Raw genomic sequence first — 15,585 nt, 5'->3', positions numbered from 1 at the left:
CAGGCTGGGGTGTATGACGGCCTGCCGCTGCGGGAATTAGATAATGGAGGGAATATATAATGGGCACTATGCAAGTTTTGCTGATCTTTATTTTTGCCACGATTGCAGGTATGGGTTCCTGCCTGGATGAAATGCAGACGCATCGTCCTTTGATCGCGTGCACCGTAACTGGACTTATCTTAGGCGATATGACTACCGGCATTATCATTGGTGGTACTCTGGAAATGATGGCTCTGGGCTGGATGAACATCGGTGCTGCTATCGCACCGGATGCAGCACTTGCTTCCGTAATTTCCACGATCCTCGTTGTTGCCAGCCATCAGGATGTGGCAACTGGTATCGCTATCGCCATGCCTCTGGCTGCTGCCGGTCAGGTTCTGGCTATCATCTGTAAGACGATTTCCGTGGTATTCCAGCACAAAGCTGATGATTATGCTGAAGAAGGCAATCTCTTCGGTATCGATCTCTGCAACTACGGCGCTCTGATCCTGCAGGGCCTCCGCGTTGGTATCCCCGCTCTGCTTGTTGCTATGACTGTTGGTACGGGCGCTGTGCAGGACATGCTGAATGCAATCCCGCCTGTTATCTCCGGTGGTCTGCAGGTTGCCGGTGGTTTCATCGTAGTAGTTGGTTATGCAATGGTTATTAACATGATGGGCGCTCAGTACCTCATGCCCTTCTTCTTCCTCGGTTTCGTTGTTGCCGCATTTACGGACTTCAACCTGGTTGCTCTTGGTGTTATCGGTCTCGTTTGCGCTGTGGTTTACATCCAGCTCAACCCGAAATATCAGGAAGTTGCTGCTGCTCCGGCTGCTGCCGCTGCCGCATCTTCCAGCGACCTTGATGATGAACTCGATTAATCTGTAACAACGAGGAGGATAATACAATGGAAAAGAAGATTACTTCTAGCGACTTTTTCTGGACTTTCGTCCGTTCTAACTTCCTGCAGGCTTCCTGGAACATGGAACGTATGCAGGGCCTGGGCTACTGCTTCGGTATGGTTCCTATCCTTCGCCGTCTTTATGAAGGGGAAGAACTCAAGCAGGCTATCAAACGTCACCTGGAATTCTACAACACTCAGCCCTTCGTAACAGCTCCGATCATTGGTATCACGGCTGCTCTTGAGGAAAAGAAAGCTAACGGTGCTGATATTCCCGATGGTGTTATCAACGGTATCAAAGTTGGTATGATGGGCCCTCTGGCCGGTGTCGGTGACCCGATTTTCTGGGGCACGCTCCGTCCGATCACCGCTGCTCTTGGTGCATCTTTCGCCCTGACCGGCAGCATCATCGGCCCGATCCTGTTCTTCGTACTGTTCAACCTGATTCGTCTGGCTGTCCGCTGGTACGGCATCAGCTACGGCTATGCCAAAGGTACGGACATCGTACAGGATATCGCCGGCAACAAGCTCCAGAAGATCACAGAAGGTGCTTCCATCCTCGGTCTGTTCGTAATGGGTGCCTTGGTTAACAAATGGACATCCGTCAACATTCCGGTAGTTGTGTCTGAAATCACCAACGCCAAGGGTGAACATGTAGTAACGACTGTACAGGGCATTCTCGACCAGCTGATGCCGGGCCTTGTTCCACTGCTCATGACCTTCGCCTGCATGGCTCTCTTGAAGCGTAAAGTCAACGCTATCTGGATTATCTTCGGTCTCTTTGCACTGGGTATTATCTGCAATGCTCTGGGCATCATGAGCGTGAAGTAAGAATTTCATAAAAAACCTTCCTTGCGAGGAAGGTTTTTTGTATTATTTGTCGAACAAATTGCGTGGAAATACTTTACATTTGTGAGGTAGTTGCGTAAAATGATAATAGGTATGTTTCAAGACCTGCCTATATTACTTTGGTTTATTATTGTTATGGATTTCTATATAGGAGAGATGTTTGCATGATTAAAAAAGCAATTGCCGTAATGACTTCTGGCGGCGACAGCCCGGGGATGAATGCGGCAGCCCGCGCCGTAGTACGTACTGCCCTGCATGAAGGGGTAAAGGTCTATGGTATCTATGATGGTTACGCCGGCATGATCGATGACCGCATCGAGGAACTCACGAGCCGCAGCGTGTCCGATCTGATCCAGCGCGGTGGTACCTTCCTGGGCACGGCCCGCAGCATGGAGTTCAAGACTCCCGAAGGCCGTAAGAAAGGCTTCGACAACCTGGTGAAGCGTGGCATTGAAGGTCTTGTAATCATCGGCGGTGACGGTTCCCTTACCGGCGGCTCTCTCCTGTCCAAGGAAACGGGAATGCCTATCGTTGGTCTGCCGGGCACCATTGACAACGACGTATGGGGCATGGATTACACCATTGGCTGCGATACGGCTGCCAACACCATCGTCGATGCCATCAACAAGCTGCGCGACACGGCTTCTGCCCATCGCCGCATCATGCTCGTTGAGGTTATGGGGCGCAACTCCGGCTGGCTGGCTATGATGGCCGGTATCGCCGGTGGTGCTGAGTACGTTCTCGTACCGGAAGTGAAATATGACCTGGACGAAATCTGCCATGAACTCAAGGCTATGTATGATGCCGGCAAGCGCTACAGCATCATCGTAGTGGCTGAAGGCGCAGGCTCTGCTGTAGGCCTGGGCAAAGTGGTGGAGGACAAGACGGGCATCGATACCCGTGTATCGGTTCTCGGTCATATTCAGCGTGGTGGTTCCCCGACGATTGAAGACCGTATCAAGGCTTCCATGCTGGGTGAAAAGGCAGCTTTGGCCATCATCTCCGGTGCTACGAATCTGGTCTTTGGCTTCAATGAAGGCAAGGTTGTTGGCGTAAATCTCTTTGATGCTGTCAATAACAATAAGACCTTGAATCCGGAACTGGTACGTTTGGCGAGAGTGCTGGCATAAGGATAAATTTTCATAGGCCGTCCTCTATTGGGGGCGGCTTTTATACAAGGGAGGGATAAGCTGTGCAAGCAAGGTCAGCTAAAGGCTGGATGGCTATTGTTTTGCCGCTCATGACCTCCCTTGTTTTATTGCTGCTGATCCTGGCTCTGCCCTTTGGGCGGGGCATTGCCGCTGAACTGGGGGGGCGCTGGTACTGGCAGACGGAATCCGAGGCAGCAGCAGGCGCACCGTGGCAATCATTTGATTTTCCCCATACGCCGCCGGTGGGCAGTGATGATGATAAGGTCTGGCTGAAGACGGAACTGCCCCAGGAATTGCCCCATGATGCATCCCTGCTGATTCAGACCAGGGATCAGGCCTTTGAGGTCTGGCTGGATGATGAATGTATCTATCGCTATGGGGAGCTCAAACCATCCTTTATGTCTTATGGCCAGCGCTGGCATATTGTCAGTATCCCCGATGATGCGGGGGGAAAAGAGCTGCGGCTGCATGCATATTCGGCATCGGCCCATAGTCTGGGCTATTTTGGCAAGATGTGGCTGGACAGCAATGTGGAGCAGGTTCTGCGTATCTTCCGGCAGGATGTTCCCTATGCCATGAATATCCCGTTGGCTGGCTTTATGCTGGTGATGATCCTGATCTATGCAACCAGCCCTGCTGCGCCAAAACGCCTTTATAAATCCTTTATTGCTTTTATCTTTACTTTTTTATGCTGGATGGTCTGTGCCACCAATTCCAAGCAGTACGTGCTGGATGCACCGGTGTTTTGGCGTTTCTGCATGCAGTCGGCCGAGTATCTGCTGCCGTTGCTGGCCAATATGGTGATCTTTCAGGTGGTGGACACGAGTTACAAGCGCATGGTGCGCTGGACGGTATTTATCTACATTGTCCTCTTTTTGGGCGTGCTGAGTGCGGAATTCCTCGGTTTTAACGGCATGAGCCGTGGTCAGGCTGCCTTCTATTTCCTGCTGCCTGTCATGGAGGGAATAGCCCTTTATGCCATCTGGCGGTCGGCCCATCAGGGGAATATGTATGCCCGGGCCGTGTCGGTGCCATTGGTATTTATGGCGGGGGCCGGAACCATCGACGGTATTTCCCTCTACGGTCATAAGGTCCTGATGGAGGGCTATGTGCTGCCCTATACCACGCTTTCACTATGTGTGTTTGTCGTCTTTATCGTGCGTCATCAGATCAAGCGGGAGCGGACGCTGATGAGTCGTAATACCGGCCTGCAGCAGGAGGTCAGCCAGGCAATGGAGAAGGCTGTCAGGGACAATCTCACGCAGTGCTATAACCGCAATAAGCTGGAAGCCGTGCTGGCGGAGGAAATCTTCCGTCATCAGAAGGAGGAGGAGCCCTTCTCCATCATCATGCTGGATATTGATTTTTTCAAGCATGTCAACGATACCTTTGGCCATGAGGTCGGGGATGAGGTTTTGGCCGGGTTTGCTGAGGTTGTCCGCAGTCATATCAAGAAGAAAGACCTTTTTGTCCGTTGGGGCGGGGAGGAGTTCCTTATCCTTTTCCAGCATTGCACGGGAGAAGAGGCCATGATGATTGCTGAACGGCTGAGGGTGCAGGTGAGTATGGCCAAGATCCATGAAAAGTGCAATATCACCTGCAGTATCGGTGTGGCTTCCTGGCATGGCGTGACGGATTCTGCGACGCAGCTGCTGAAACGGGTGGACGACGCCCTCTATACAGCCAAGCGCACGGGACGCAACCGGGTGTGCCGTGAACCCAGGAACAATATGCATTGGTTCAAAAATCTTTATAATGAAGAGGGGACCGAATAAAAAATATAGCAGGTATTAGGCATCTTTATAGCGAATAGTTAAGCCAAGGGATTGGGGCTGGGATAACTATTAGAAGGGGGCATAGACTATGAGGCGGTTTTGCGCAGCAGTTCTATGCCTCTTTGTGGTGCTTGTTTTTGGCAGTGCTGTGACCAGAGCTGCGGTTATTGGCAGTGACTGGCAGTATCTGACGTCAGAGAGCCAGGGAAAATGGCGTTACTTTGATATCCATAGTTTCCGTTCTCCAGCTCTGGGCAATGCTCATGAGATTTGGCTGGAGGTGCCGCTGTCCCCCTTGAATCCCCAAGAGAATACGCTGCTGTTTGCCACCAGCGGGCAGGCAGTGGAGGTCTTTGTAGAAGGCAGCAAGATTTATGAGGATGGGGATTTTGCCCCGCGCTTTTTGGGCCATGGCAATAAATGGCATCTGGTGGAACTGCCGCCGCTTACCCATGATACGATGCTGCTCTTTCACTTTTACGCCGATTATCCTCATCAATTGGGTGTATTCAATAATTTTATCCTCGACACCAATGAAGCACAGGCCCGGCGGATATTTGCCACAGATTTTGCCTATGTGGTGACCTTGCCGGTGGCAGTGCTGCTAGGGATGATAACCCTGATGTATATCCTGCATCGCTCGGCTTGGCGGCGGATGAATTGCAAACTGCTGGTGTTCATGTTGATGATGACGGTCTGGACCGTGAGCTTGTCTAATGTGAAGCAGCTCCTTTGGGATGTGCCGGTGGTCTGGCGTTTTTTGGAGAATTTCCTTTGTTATCTTTTGCCTGTGGCGGCCAATGCTATAGTGGTGGAGATCTTGGAGGAAGATCTGCGGCCTGCAGTGCGGTGGTCGGTGTGGATTTATGCCTTGCTGGCTGCTGTGGTGCTGACGGCAGAGCTGCTGGGCTATGATGGTCTGGTCCTGGGCAAGCAGCTTTTCTATGGCACCTTGCTGGTGCTGCAGTCCATCGTGTTCCGCAGTATGTGGGAGTCTGTCAGGCGGGGCAACGAATATGCCAAGTATGCTCTTTTCCCCATGGTGGTGCTGGCAACACTGGGGCTTGTGGATGGCTTTTTGCTCTATAAGCGCTTCTGGCATTGGCATATCTATCTGCTGCCGATGGGAATCTATGCCTGTGTTGCCTTTGTGGTCTGTATGATCCGGGAACAGATCCTTCATGAGCAGGAGCTTGAGGCCCATGCCGAGGATCTGATGGGAGAGATTGCAGCTGCCATGAAGCGGGCGGAAATGGATGAATTGACCGGCTGCCGGAATCGCGGCGCTTTTGAAGATTTTATCCGGCAGCAGATTGAGAGGCGGAAGGATTTTTCTCTGATCATGCTGGATATTGACTATTTCAAAGATATCAATGATACATATGGTCATGAGGCTGGTGATCAGGTACTGCGGCAATTCTCTGAACTCGTGCGGCAAACTTTGGGTGAAGATCAGGAATTCTTCCGTTGGGGCGGAGAGGAGTTCGTCATCTATTGTCCCGCTTTCAGCATCGTCAATGCCGGAGATTTGGCAGAGAAGATCCGCCTTTTGGTGGCAGGGTACAAATTCCTGCCGCAGCATCAGGTGACGGTAAGCGCCGGTGTGGCCCAATGGCATCATGAGAGCGACAGTCAGGTAGGAATCTTCCGGCGCATGGATGATGCCCTGTATAATGCCAAGTGCAATGGACGCAATCAGATCAGTCTGGAATAAGGAATTTTAGGAAATGGGGGAGCAGGATGAGAAAAATCATATATGTGCTCCTGTTCATCCTCTGTTTAGGCCTGGGCAGATGGGGCGAAGCGGCGGTGCTGGAAGGCCCCTGGCGTTACTGCGAGACGAATGAGACAGAGGCCGGCGGCGTGAATGTGCCGGCGCTGGTGCGGGAGAATTCAGCTGATTGGGCCTTGTTTGATATGGAAAACCGGCCGCCCCTCAGTGGCAAATACCAGCATATCCTGTTGACGGTCAAGGTATCCAATCAGGATCCCCAGAAAAATGTGTTGCTCTTTATGACAACCAAGCAGGCCGTACGCATGTGGTTAGATGATGAAATGTTTTTCAGCCGGGGGCATTTCTATCCCCAACGCTATGATGAAGGCTCCCAGCCCTATATGGTTGCTCTGCCTAAATTTGAAGGAGAGGCGCAGCTGGCGATAGAATTGTACTCCGATTCCCCCACCCATCTGGGGTGGTTCAGCCTGTTTTCGCTGGATACAGAACAGATGCAGATGGCGCGGTTCTTCTATTCGGATATCCCTTTGGTGCTGGCCATTCCGGTGGGACTGGCTATCATCTTTATCATGTTCCTCTATTACCGCTTCAATCCCCAGGGATGGCGGCGGCTCTATGCCTATATCATCCTCTTTATGGTGGTATTCTGCTTGTGGCTCTTCAGTGTTTCCAATGTAAAAACTCTTTTTTGGGATTATCCCCGGGTATGGTGGTATTCGCTGAGCATTTTAGCATATATCCTGCCCTTGGCGGCTAACCTGATTCCGCGGGAACTGTTGAAAGGCAAGAAATATGCGCGGATGGATATCGTGATCTGGGCCAATGCCATGCTCTTTGTGACGGCGATGGTAGGGGAGATCATGGGCATGCATACCATGAATGGACTGATGTCGCTCTATTATCCTGTGTTGGCTATTGGCGAAGGCGCCGTGGTCTATTGGTGTGTGCGGGCAGCCAGAGAGGGAGATCTTCTCTGCCGGTCGGTGTTGCTGCCGATTATTGTCTTCACCTCTCTGGGTGTTTTTGATGGGGTATCCGGTCATTTTTATCTGCTGCCCTGGCATGTCTATCTGACGCCGCTGGGAATCTATGCCTTTTTATATTTTGTCGTGGGTATCCTGCGGGAACAGGTGCGCCATGAGGAAAAGCTTTTGCGCAAGACGGCAGGTCTGGAGCATAAGGCGGCGCTGATGCAGAAAAAATCCGAAACCGATGCCCTTACCGGATGCTGGAACCGCAACAAGCTCAAGGTGCTGCTGGCGGATGCCATCGCAGGGGCACGGAAAATTGGGCAGCCCTTCGGCATGCTGATGCTGGATATCGATTTTTTCAAGAAAATCAACGATACATATGGCCACGATGCCGGAGATGCTGTACTGCGTGCTTTTGCCACCTTGGTGTATAAACATCTGGCCAAAGAACACGAATGTATCCGCTGGGGCGGTGAGGAATTCCTGATTCTGACCAAGATCACAGAGCAGGACGAACTATTGGCGTTGGCCGAAAAGATCCGCGAGCAGGTGGCTGCTGTGCCATTGGCCGGGCATAAGATCACCTGCAGCATTGGCGCAACCTTGTGGCAGATCGAACAGGACAGTACGGATACGTTGTTCCGGCGGGTGGATGAAGCCCTGTATCAGGCCAAAAGAGACGGACGGAACCGCGTGATCTTCCGTACATAGGAATAGAATGAGCATAGTGCACATTTTCGTTTAGGAAAACAGGGCACTATGCCCGTTGTTGTCATGGTGTGTACAGGTTATAATGGGAACATCTTAAGACAATAAGGATTTGCAAAGACGCAAAGCGAGTGATACGCTAGGCGTCTTTTTCTTTTGGGGGTGCGATTATGGGGGTTGCGATCGAGTATCTGCATAAGGCTTTTGATTTAGTGGACGGGGAGCCAAATTTCGTGCTGGAGGATGTCAATCTGGCCGTGCAGGATGGGGAATTTATCTGCATCCTGGGCAAGAGCGGCTGCGGCAAGTCCACCTTGCTGAATATGTTGGCCGGCTATCTGAAGCCCGATAAGGGGCGCATCGTGGTGAACGGGCAGGAGATAGATGGCCCGTCAGCAGAGCGGGGCGTGGTATTCCAGCAGCATGCCTTGTTTCCCTGGTATACGGTGCGGGAAAATATCGAGTTCGGTCTGCATCTGCAGAAGCGCAAAGATGCAGGGGAAACCGCCACGAAGCTGATTGAGATGATTGGCCTGCAGGATTATGAAAAAGCCTATCCGACGGAGTTGTCCGGCGGCATGGCCCAGCGGGTGGGCATTGCCCGGGCGCTGGCTCCGGACCCGGCGGTGCTGCTGATGGATGAACCGTTAGGAGCCCTCGATGCGCTGACACGCGAATCCATGCGGCAGGAACTGACACGGATCTGGCAGCTCAGCGGCAAGACCATCTTCTTTATTACCCATAGCGTGCCCGAGGCCGTTTATCTGGCCGATCGGGTGGTTATCCTCAAGGATGGCCAGGTAGAAGCTGATGTGCCCATCAAACTGCCAAGGCCGCGGAATATGCGGGATAAGGAGTTCTTGGAATATGTTGATGATTTTGCCCGGATGATTGCGGAAACGGAAGATGAAGAAAGGGCGGTGTGTGCCGAATGAAGGAAATCTCATATGTGGACGAACTCTATATCGCCCCCTGTGTGCAGGGGAACCTGCTGGCGGAAGAGGAAATCGTGCCGCGCAAATATGCCGAGGCTAAACGGGCCAAAGCGGATAAATTCTATAAGGCGATGGCATTATTCTATTTCTTCTGCCTTTGGGAGCTCATCAGCTATCTCAACATGCGCAGCGGCTGGTTCAATCCCGTTTTCCTGCCATCACCGGTGACTGTGCTGGAAACAGGCTATGAATATCTGATGAATGGCACGCTGATCCTGCATATCGGCATGAGCTTCTATCGCATGCTGGCTGGATTCCTGCTGGGGGTGGCTGGTGCGTTGGTGGTGGGCATCATGATTGCCATGAGCCGCACCTGGGATAATCTCTTGTCCCCCATCCTCAATATGGTGGGGCCGATTCCTGTCTTTGCCTTCCTGCCCATGTTCCTGATCTGGTTTGGTATTGGCGAGGCTTCAAAGATTGCTCTGATTGCCTATGCGACCTTCGTGCCCATGCTGATCTACATTATCGGCGGCATACGGGAGACCGATCCGATATTGATCCGCTCGGCCAAGAGTCTGGGGGCAACGAATTATCAGATTTTCACCAAAGTCATCCTGAACTCAGCACTGCCCAAGATCTTCGAGGGCATGAAGATGAGTTTGGCCCTGACCTTTTCCGCACTGGTGGTGGCAGAGATGATGGGGGCCTCGACAGGCCTTGGCTATATCATCGTCAATGCCAAGAATTGGTTCAAGATGGCGGATATGTTTTTGGCTGCCAATGGCGTGCCGGTCAAGATCGTGGCACCTATGGCTGATATCGGCAACACCCAGTGCGTAGTTGCCCGCAAAGATGCTGGCATCAATAAGGCAAAGGATCTGGAGGGAAAGAAAATTGGCATGGCTGCAGGTTCCGGCGTGCTGATCGCCATCCGCAATATGGCCAATGACATGAATGTGGATGTAAATAAGATCAACTTTGTTACGTTAAGCCCCAGTGACCAGATTGCAGCCATGGAGCACGGCGATATTGATGCCATGGCCTGCTGGGAACCTTGGGTAAGCAACGGGCAGAAAGCTGGCGGCAAGCTGTTGTTCAGCGGCCTGAAATCCTATTTGGAGGACAAGCAGGGGGATGTGTCCTGGCTGAGCTTCTATACGACCATGCAGGTGACGGATAATTTCCTCAAAGAGCGTCCGGAAGATGTCAAGGCCATGCTTCGCGCCTTGAAGAAAGCTACGGATTTCATCAACGAACATCCCGATGAGGCCGCTGAAATCATTGCCAAGGAGATCAATCTGGACAAGGATCAGGTCAAGCATATCATGGCGCAGAACAAGTACGATATGAAGTTCGATGCGCATTTCAAGGCTGCCTGCACGGAAATGAGTGCCTTTATGCTGGAGATGAAAAATATTCCGACCAATCCGGATTTTACCAAGTATGCAGATCCCAGCTCCCTGAAGGCAGTGGATGCTTCGTTGGTTACGGAATAAGAGGCGAGCGCTATGTTTGATTTGTTGGTGAGGAATGCTTTGCTGGTCTGTCCGGGTGAGGTAAAGAAAGGCACGTTGGCAGTGCGGGACGGCAAGATTGCCGCCCTGCTGGCGCCGGAAAAAGCAGCGGAAGCCCATAAGGTCATTGATGCTGCAGGCTGTTATGTCCTGCCCGGCGTGATAGACGGACATGTGCATTTCAATGAACCGGGCTATACATGGAGGGAAGATTTCCGCCATGGCAGCCGGGCGGCGGCCAAAGGCGGCGTGACCACGGTCATCGATATGCCCATGCAGAATCTGCCGGCGGTGTCCTCAGTCAAGATCCTGCAGAAGAAGATTGCCTTGACGGCGGGCGGCTATATCTATGTGCCTGCAGGACAGGGGGGCATAAAGTTTGCTTGTAAGCAGCCTGCACGTTTGCTGCTGTACAAGCAGAAATACATTCCCCTGCCGGGCAAAGAGCCTTATCTGGTACAGGGCAATGTCAAGGAGATTCCCTTTGCAGAATACGAGGGCATGAAGAATGTCTTTATCAAGGATCTGCTGCCCAAGGATATTGCCTTCGATATGAATATGCACATCCTTTCCTTTGAGCCCGGCGGTTGCCATTCCTTCGTGGAAACCCATGTGCAGGAACATGGTGCCTATATCCTGTCCGGTGAGGGCATGTACATCATGGAAAATGAGTGGCTGCCCATCCGCAAGGATGACTTTATGTGGTTCGGCCCCTATGTGCCTCAAGGCTCCTATGGAGTGGGCAGGGTACCCTTCGCCTATATCTATTCCAAGGATTGCAATCGCGACGTAATTCTTTAAGAAATGAAAAAAGAGGTATTGCTTTGTTTTTAGCAGTACCTCTTTGTACGTTGTCTGTGTATGGATTTGTGGATTACAGCAGGGAGCCGGGATATTTCAGGGTGGCGAAGTAATCGTCAATGGTCTGGGCACGGCGGATCAGTTCGATACTGCCATCTTCTCTGAGTAGCAGTTCGGCGCACCAGAGCTTGCCATTGTAGTTGAAGCCCATGGCACTGCCATGCGCCCCGGTATCATGGATGATCACGATATCGCCGATGTTGATTTCCGGCAGCTGACGGTCAATGGCGAACTTGTCGTTGTTCTCGCAGAGAGAGCCGGTCACATCATAGGTATGGTCGCAGGGGGCATTCTCCTTGCCAGCCACCGTGATGTGATGGTAGGCACCATAGAGAGCCGGGCGCATGAGATTGGCCATGCAGGAGTCGAGACCGATATAATCCTTGTAGGTGTGCTTCTCGTGGATGGCGGTGGATACCAGCCAGCCGGCAGGGCCCGTCATAGCGCGGCCGTTTTCCGTCATGATGGCGGTTTTATCCAGGCCATGGGGCACCATCATCTCGTTGTAGAGCTGATGGATGCCTTCGCCGATTTCCTTGAGGTTCAGCGGCTCTTCCTCGGGACGGTAGGGAATGCCGAAGCCGCCGCCGAGATTGACGAATTCCACGGAGATATCCAGCTTTTCTTTGAGTTCCACGGCCAGCTCGAACATCAGGCGGGCTGTGAGCAGGAAGGCTTCCGTACGGCGTTCATTGGAAGCCACCATGGTATGCAGGCCGAAGCGCTTCACGCCTTTTTCTTTGGCGCGACGGTAGCCTTCGAGCATCTGGTCATGGGTCAGGCCATACTTGGCCTCCGTGGGCTGGCCAATGATATCGTTGCCCTCCACGGCATCGCCGGGGTTGTAGCGGAAGCAGAGGACCTGCGGCAGGCCGGCATGTTCTTCCAGATAGTCCAGATGGGTGATGTCATCCAGATTGATGATGGCCCCAAGCTCCACGGCCTTCTGGAATTCATCAGCAGGGGTGTCGTTGGAGGTCAGCAGGATTTCTTCGCCCTTGAGTCCGGCGGCTTCGGAAATCAGAAGCTCTGCCAGGCTGCTGCAGTCGGTGCCGGCGCCTTCCTCATGGAGGATCTGCACGATGCGGGGATTGGGCAGGGCCTTGACGGCGAACTGCTCATGAAAAGCCGGTGCCCAAGCAAAGGCAGCCTGCAGGGCACGGATGTTTTCGCGGATGGCTTTTTCTTCGTATATATGGAAAGGGGTAGGAAATTTCTTGATCACTTCGTGTAATCTCTCAGTGGACAAAGGGAAATATTTTTTGCTCATAGCGTTCCTCCTATTGACGCGTCAAGTAAAAATTCTATATAAATATGTAAACTATTATAGCGCAAATATATAACTTTTGCTATAGGGGCGGTGAGAAAAAATTACAACAAAAATCCCCTTCCCGGTAAAGGGAAGGGGGTAAACTTAAGCAGAGTGTCCCAAATCCAAAATGTATGCGTCCTGAGCGAAAGGCAGTAACTCTTCCCCATGTCTGATATCCACATCAAAAGCGGGGGAGGTCTGTCGTTTGAAGGATTCCAGTTCCTGTGAACCCTGCAGGGCATCCAGTTTGGATAATAATGTGTGTAACGGCGGCAGTCCTTTGGCATCTTCATTTCCGGTTTTGACGGCGTTGATGATGCTGCGCAGCCTGTTCTGTTGGCTCTTCAGATCTGCTTCGTGCCGATGCGGCAACATTACGTCCAGATTCTTCACATCCATGTTGATCCTCCTCCTTTCGGAAAAGTACAATACCTCTATTTTGATATTATCAGAAAAATACAACAGCGTCAATGATTTTGTCGCGTCTTCATCCAATCTGTAACAAAGTATTTTTTAGTCCCTGATTTCATGATACAATAGAAGCCAAGATGAATAATTCCTATGAGAGGAGTCTTGGCATGATTAAACTCATTATGTCGGATATGGATGGTACATTGCTGGACGAGAATGGCCAGTTGCCGAAGGGCTTTGAGGATATGATCCGTCAGCTGCGGGAACGCGGCGTACTTTTTGCGCCTTGTTCCGGGCGGCAGTATTATTCTCTGTTGGAAACCTTTAAGGGCTATGAGAATGAGTTCCTGTTCCTGGCGGAAAACGGCACCATGGTGCAGTATCAGGGGAAAGAGGTCTTTTCCTGCGTCATGCGTCGGAATCTGGGCATTAAGGCACTGACGGCAACCAAGGATATTCCGGGAGTTTATGAGGTGTTCTGTGGCAAGAAAGATGCCTATGTGCTGCGTCCAAAGATGACGGAGGCCTTGCGGGCAGAATTGCAGAAGTATTATACCCGTACCCAGGTGGTGGATAGCTTTGAGGAAATCGACGATGAGATGATCAAGGCGGCCTTCTTTGACGAGCGTGGCCGGGCCGGGGAACGTATCTATCCTTACCTGAAAAAATATCGTGGTCCCTTCCAGGTGGCGACTTCCAGTGATTACTGGGTGGATATGATGCGCTTTGACATCAACAAGGGCATTGCCATCCAGCAGGTGCAGAAGAAGCTGCATATCACACCCATGGAATGTGCAGCCTTTGGCGATTACATGAATGATGCCGAGATGATGAGTTCTGTTTATTATAGCTTTGCCATGGAGAACGCCCATCCGAAGATTAAGGAACTGGCCAGATTCACTACGGCCAGCAACAAGGAGTATGGCGTTCTGCAGGGCATCCAGAAACTGATTGATGACGGCCTGTGCGGCTAAGGGGGGAGGCAGTTATGCGAGCAGATTACCATATGCATTTTGAGAAGGGCTCCTATGACGAAGATTGGGTGGAAGGCTTTTTCCATCAGGCGGAGCTGCTGGGGCTGGATGAAATCGGCATTTCCGAGCATTCCCATACCTTCCCGGAATTTGAACAACTTTATTATGATGACCTGATTCTGGATGATAGTTTTATCGGTGAGTTCCAGAAAAAATGGCTCAAGACCAATAAGTTCAAATATACGTTGGATGAATATTTTGCCTTTATGGCCAAGCTGAAGAAAAAGCACAAGGTCAAGACAGGCATTGAAGTCTGTAATTTCCAAAATCAGGATGCTGTGCGGGATATCCTGAAAGACTACAAGTTTGACTATGTGATCGGTTCTGTGCATTTCCTCAATGGCTGGGCTTATGACTCGGCAGAGATCATGGCCCAGTGGGACAAGGAAGATCTCAATGATGTGTATGAGGAATACACCCAGGAAATCGAAAAACTAGCGGCTTCGGGACTCTATGATGTGTTGGGGCATCCATACAATATCCGGCTGTTCCATTATATTCCTGAATTCGATGCAACACCCTATCTGATTCGTGCCGTGGCAGCACTCAAGAAGGCCAATATGGTGGTGGATATCAATACGGGGACGTTCTATCGTTACCCCATTGCGGAAATCACGCCTTACTATAAATTTATGGGGGTAGCTTCTCGGGAAGGGCTGCCGGTCATCATTACTTCGGATGCGCATAAACCCGAGGATTGCGGGGCTTATCACGATGAGGCCGTTAATTATGCCCGTTCTTATGGCTATACGGAAACGATACGCTTTACCCAGCGCCAGCGTGAAGTTGTGCCTCTGGAGTGATGAGAGAAGAGCCTTCGGGCTCTTTTTTCATTACAATAACTTTCAGATAATAAAATATTTTACAAACATATTGACAAGAGGCGGCGGCAGGAGTAGAATAAAGGTGTATCAGTAAATGAAGCTTAGACGCAGAAACTGAAAAGTATCTGAAAATTTTTCCATATTTTCATCAGAAAACCCTTAAGTATTTTCAAAAACTATCGATATACCTTGTAAGAAAAACCTCTGGAAGCAAAGTACAGGGGAGTGTACTTGCAGTGACGGCTGGCAGCGGATGCCGTGGATGGTTAGTCCATCGTAAGCCAGTTTATAGTCATGAGTTTTTGATACAAGGAGAGATAGATCATGAAAGTACAAATTTGTTCGCAATGGATGGAAGAAGTTTTTATCCCTGTCCGCGTCAAACAGTTCACCAAAGCCGCAAAGCTCATGGGTCACAGTGACTTCAAAGCTTATGCAGGTGGACAGGACATGGTCGACCTTGTTCAGATGGGCCGCAAGTCTGCTGAACGCCAGGTAGTAGCTGAATGGCTCGATAGCCGTGGAATTGATGGTGTGACTGCTGGGGTCGCATGATGGAAATATGGAAAAAGGGCACTCCTTGCTCAGGCGGGAAGTGCCCATTATTTTTTATCTGGATAAT

Annotated in this window: 14 protein-coding genes; 12 read left to right on the top strand and 2 right to left on the bottom strand. The window is 51.2% G+C overall.

Annotation, left to right across the window (positions count from 1 at the left end; all coding sequences use genetic code 11):
• The first annotated feature begins 59 nt into the window (after nt 1-59).
• The 9 genes from SELR_RS13075 (at nt 60) to allE (ending at nt 11,322) form a co-directional block, all read left to right on the top strand.
• Complete coding sequence (locus tag SELR_RS13075; protein ID WP_014425690.1) at nt 60-860, top strand: PTS mannose/fructose/sorbose transporter subunit IIC; 801 nt, start codon at nt 60-62, stop codon at nt 858-860.
• Between the two features lie 26 nt (nt 861-886).
• Nucleotides 887-1,711 (top strand): PTS mannose transporter subunit IID, encoded by an 825-nt coding sequence (gene manZ, locus SELR_RS13070; protein ID WP_014425689.1) that lies wholly within the window; start codon nt 887-889, stop codon nt 1,709-1,711.
• 182 nt (nt 1,712-1,893) lie between these two features.
• Nucleotides 1,894-2,859 (top strand): 6-phosphofructokinase, encoded by a 966-nt coding sequence (gene pfkA, locus SELR_RS13065; protein WP_014425688.1) that lies wholly within the window; start codon nt 1,894-1,896, stop codon nt 2,857-2,859.
• 62 nt (nt 2,860-2,921) lie between these two features.
• A complete protein-coding gene (locus SELR_RS13060) occupies nt 2,922-4,655 on the top strand; it encodes a GGDEF domain-containing protein (protein ID WP_014425687.1) in 1,734 nt (577 codons plus the stop codon).
• 88 nt (nt 4,656-4,743) lie between these two features.
• Nucleotides 4,744-6,369, top strand: coding sequence for a GGDEF domain-containing protein (locus tag SELR_RS13055; RefSeq protein WP_014425686.1), 1,626 nt, complete (start codon nt 4,744-4,746; stop codon nt 6,367-6,369).
• A gap of 26 nt (nt 6,370-6,395) precedes the next feature.
• Entirely contained in the window at nt 6,396-8,072 is a 1,677-nt protein-coding gene (locus tag SELR_RS13050; protein WP_014425685.1) for a GGDEF domain-containing protein, read from the top strand.
• Between the two features lie 167 nt (nt 8,073-8,239).
• Nucleotides 8,240-9,004, top strand: a complete 765-nt coding sequence (locus SELR_RS13045) for an ABC transporter ATP-binding protein (protein WP_014425684.1) — start codon at nt 8,240-8,242, stop codon at nt 9,002-9,004.
• On the top strand, nt 9,001-10,503 hold the full coding sequence (locus SELR_RS17945) for an ABC transporter permease subunit (protein ID WP_014425683.1): 1,503 nt from the start codon (nt 9,001-9,003) through the stop codon (nt 10,501-10,503). The genes SELR_RS13045 and SELR_RS17945 overlap by 4 nt, the downstream gene beginning before the upstream one ends.
• Nucleotides 10,504-10,515: 12 nt before the next feature.
• Nucleotides 10,516-11,322: a (S)-ureidoglycine aminohydrolase gene (gene allE / locus SELR_RS17940; RefSeq protein ID WP_014425682.1), complete on the top strand. Its 807-nt coding sequence runs from the start codon at nt 10,516-10,518 to the stop codon at nt 11,320-11,322.
• Nucleotides 11,323-11,395: 73 nt separating this feature from the next.
• Here allE and SELR_RS13025 read toward each other — a convergent pair whose 3' ends face one another.
• Together SELR_RS13025 and SELR_RS13020 are read right to left on the bottom strand one after the other, a co-directional pair.
• Nucleotides 11,396-12,652, bottom strand: coding sequence for a diaminopimelate decarboxylase family protein (locus SELR_RS13025; RefSeq protein WP_014425681.1), 1,257 nt, complete (start codon nt 12,650-12,652; stop codon nt 11,396-11,398).
• Between the two features lie 144 nt (nt 12,653-12,796).
• Complete coding sequence (locus SELR_RS13020) at nt 12,797-13,093, bottom strand: hypothetical protein (protein WP_014425680.1); 297 nt, start codon at nt 13,091-13,093, stop codon at nt 12,797-12,799.
• Nucleotides 13,094-13,272: 179 nt separating this feature from the next.
• On the opposite strand from SELR_RS13020, the gene SELR_RS13015 reads away from it, so the two are divergent.
• From SELR_RS13015 to SELR_RS13005, 3 genes are all read left to right on the top strand, one after another.
• Nucleotides 13,273-14,079: an HAD family hydrolase gene (locus SELR_RS13015; RefSeq protein ID WP_014425679.1), complete on the top strand. Its 807-nt coding sequence runs from the start codon at nt 13,273-13,275 to the stop codon at nt 14,077-14,079.
• Between the two features lie 14 nt (nt 14,080-14,093).
• On the top strand, nt 14,094-14,942 hold the full coding sequence (locus SELR_RS13010) for a PHP domain-containing protein (RefSeq protein WP_014425678.1): 849 nt from the start codon (nt 14,094-14,096) through the stop codon (nt 14,940-14,942).
• Between the two features lie 345 nt (nt 14,943-15,287).
• Nucleotides 15,288-15,518 carry a hypothetical protein gene (locus SELR_RS13005; protein WP_014425677.1) on the top strand — a complete coding sequence of 77 codons (231 nt, stop codon included), beginning with the start codon at nt 15,288-15,290 and terminating at the stop codon, nt 15,516-15,518.
• The last annotated feature ends 67 nt before the right edge of the window (nt 15,519-15,585 follow it).

The organism is Selenomonas ruminantium subsp. lactilytica TAM6421, assembly GCF_000284095.1.
Taxonomy (GTDB): domain Bacteria; phylum Bacillota; class Negativicutes; order Selenomonadales; family Selenomonadaceae; genus Selenomonas_A; species Selenomonas_A lactilytica.
The sequence above is the reverse complement of the archived record's forward strand: the minus strand, read 5'-3'. Positions and strand labels throughout refer to the sequence as shown.

Excerpts from the sequence above, each read along its gene's own strand:
- SELR_RS13045 (WP_014425684.1), top strand. The coding sequence starts at position 8,240 with ATGGGGGTTGCGATCGAGTATCTGCATAAGGCTTTTGATTTAGTGGAC.
- SELR_RS13055 (WP_014425686.1), top strand. The coding sequence starts at position 4,744 with ATGAGGCGGTTTTGCGCAGCAGTTCTATGCCTCTTTGTGGTGCTTGTT.
- SELR_RS13005 (WP_014425677.1), top strand. The coding sequence starts at position 15,288 with ATGAAAGTACAAATTTGTTCGCAATGGATGGAAGAAGTTTTTATCCCT.
- SELR_RS13020 (WP_014425680.1), bottom strand. The coding sequence starts at position 13,093 with ATGGATGTGAAGAATCTGGACGTAATGTTGCCGCATCGGCACGAAGCA.
- SELR_RS13010 (WP_014425678.1), top strand. The coding sequence starts at position 14,094 with ATGCGAGCAGATTACCATATGCATTTTGAGAAGGGCTCCTATGACGAA.
- SELR_RS13015 (WP_014425679.1), top strand. The coding sequence starts at position 13,273 with ATGATTAAACTCATTATGTCGGATATGGATGGTACATTGCTGGACGAG.
- SELR_RS17945 (WP_014425683.1), top strand. The coding sequence starts at position 9,001 with ATGAAGGAAATCTCATATGTGGACGAACTCTATATCGCCCCCTGTGTG.
- SELR_RS13050 (WP_014425685.1), top strand. The coding sequence starts at position 6,396 with ATGAGAAAAATCATATATGTGCTCCTGTTCATCCTCTGTTTAGGCCTG.
- manZ (WP_014425689.1), top strand. The coding sequence starts at position 887 with ATGGAAAAGAAGATTACTTCTAGCGACTTTTTCTGGACTTTCGTCCGT.
- pfkA (WP_014425688.1), top strand. The coding sequence starts at position 1,894 with ATGATTAAAAAAGCAATTGCCGTAATGACTTCTGGCGGCGACAGCCCG.
- allE (WP_014425682.1), top strand. The coding sequence starts at position 10,516 with ATGTTTGATTTGTTGGTGAGGAATGCTTTGCTGGTCTGTCCGGGTGAG.
- SELR_RS13025 (WP_014425681.1), bottom strand. The coding sequence starts at position 12,652 with ATGAGCAAAAAATATTTCCCTTTGTCCACTGAGAGATTACACGAAGTG.
- SELR_RS13075 (WP_014425690.1), top strand. The coding sequence starts at position 60 with ATGGGCACTATGCAAGTTTTGCTGATCTTTATTTTTGCCACGATTGCA.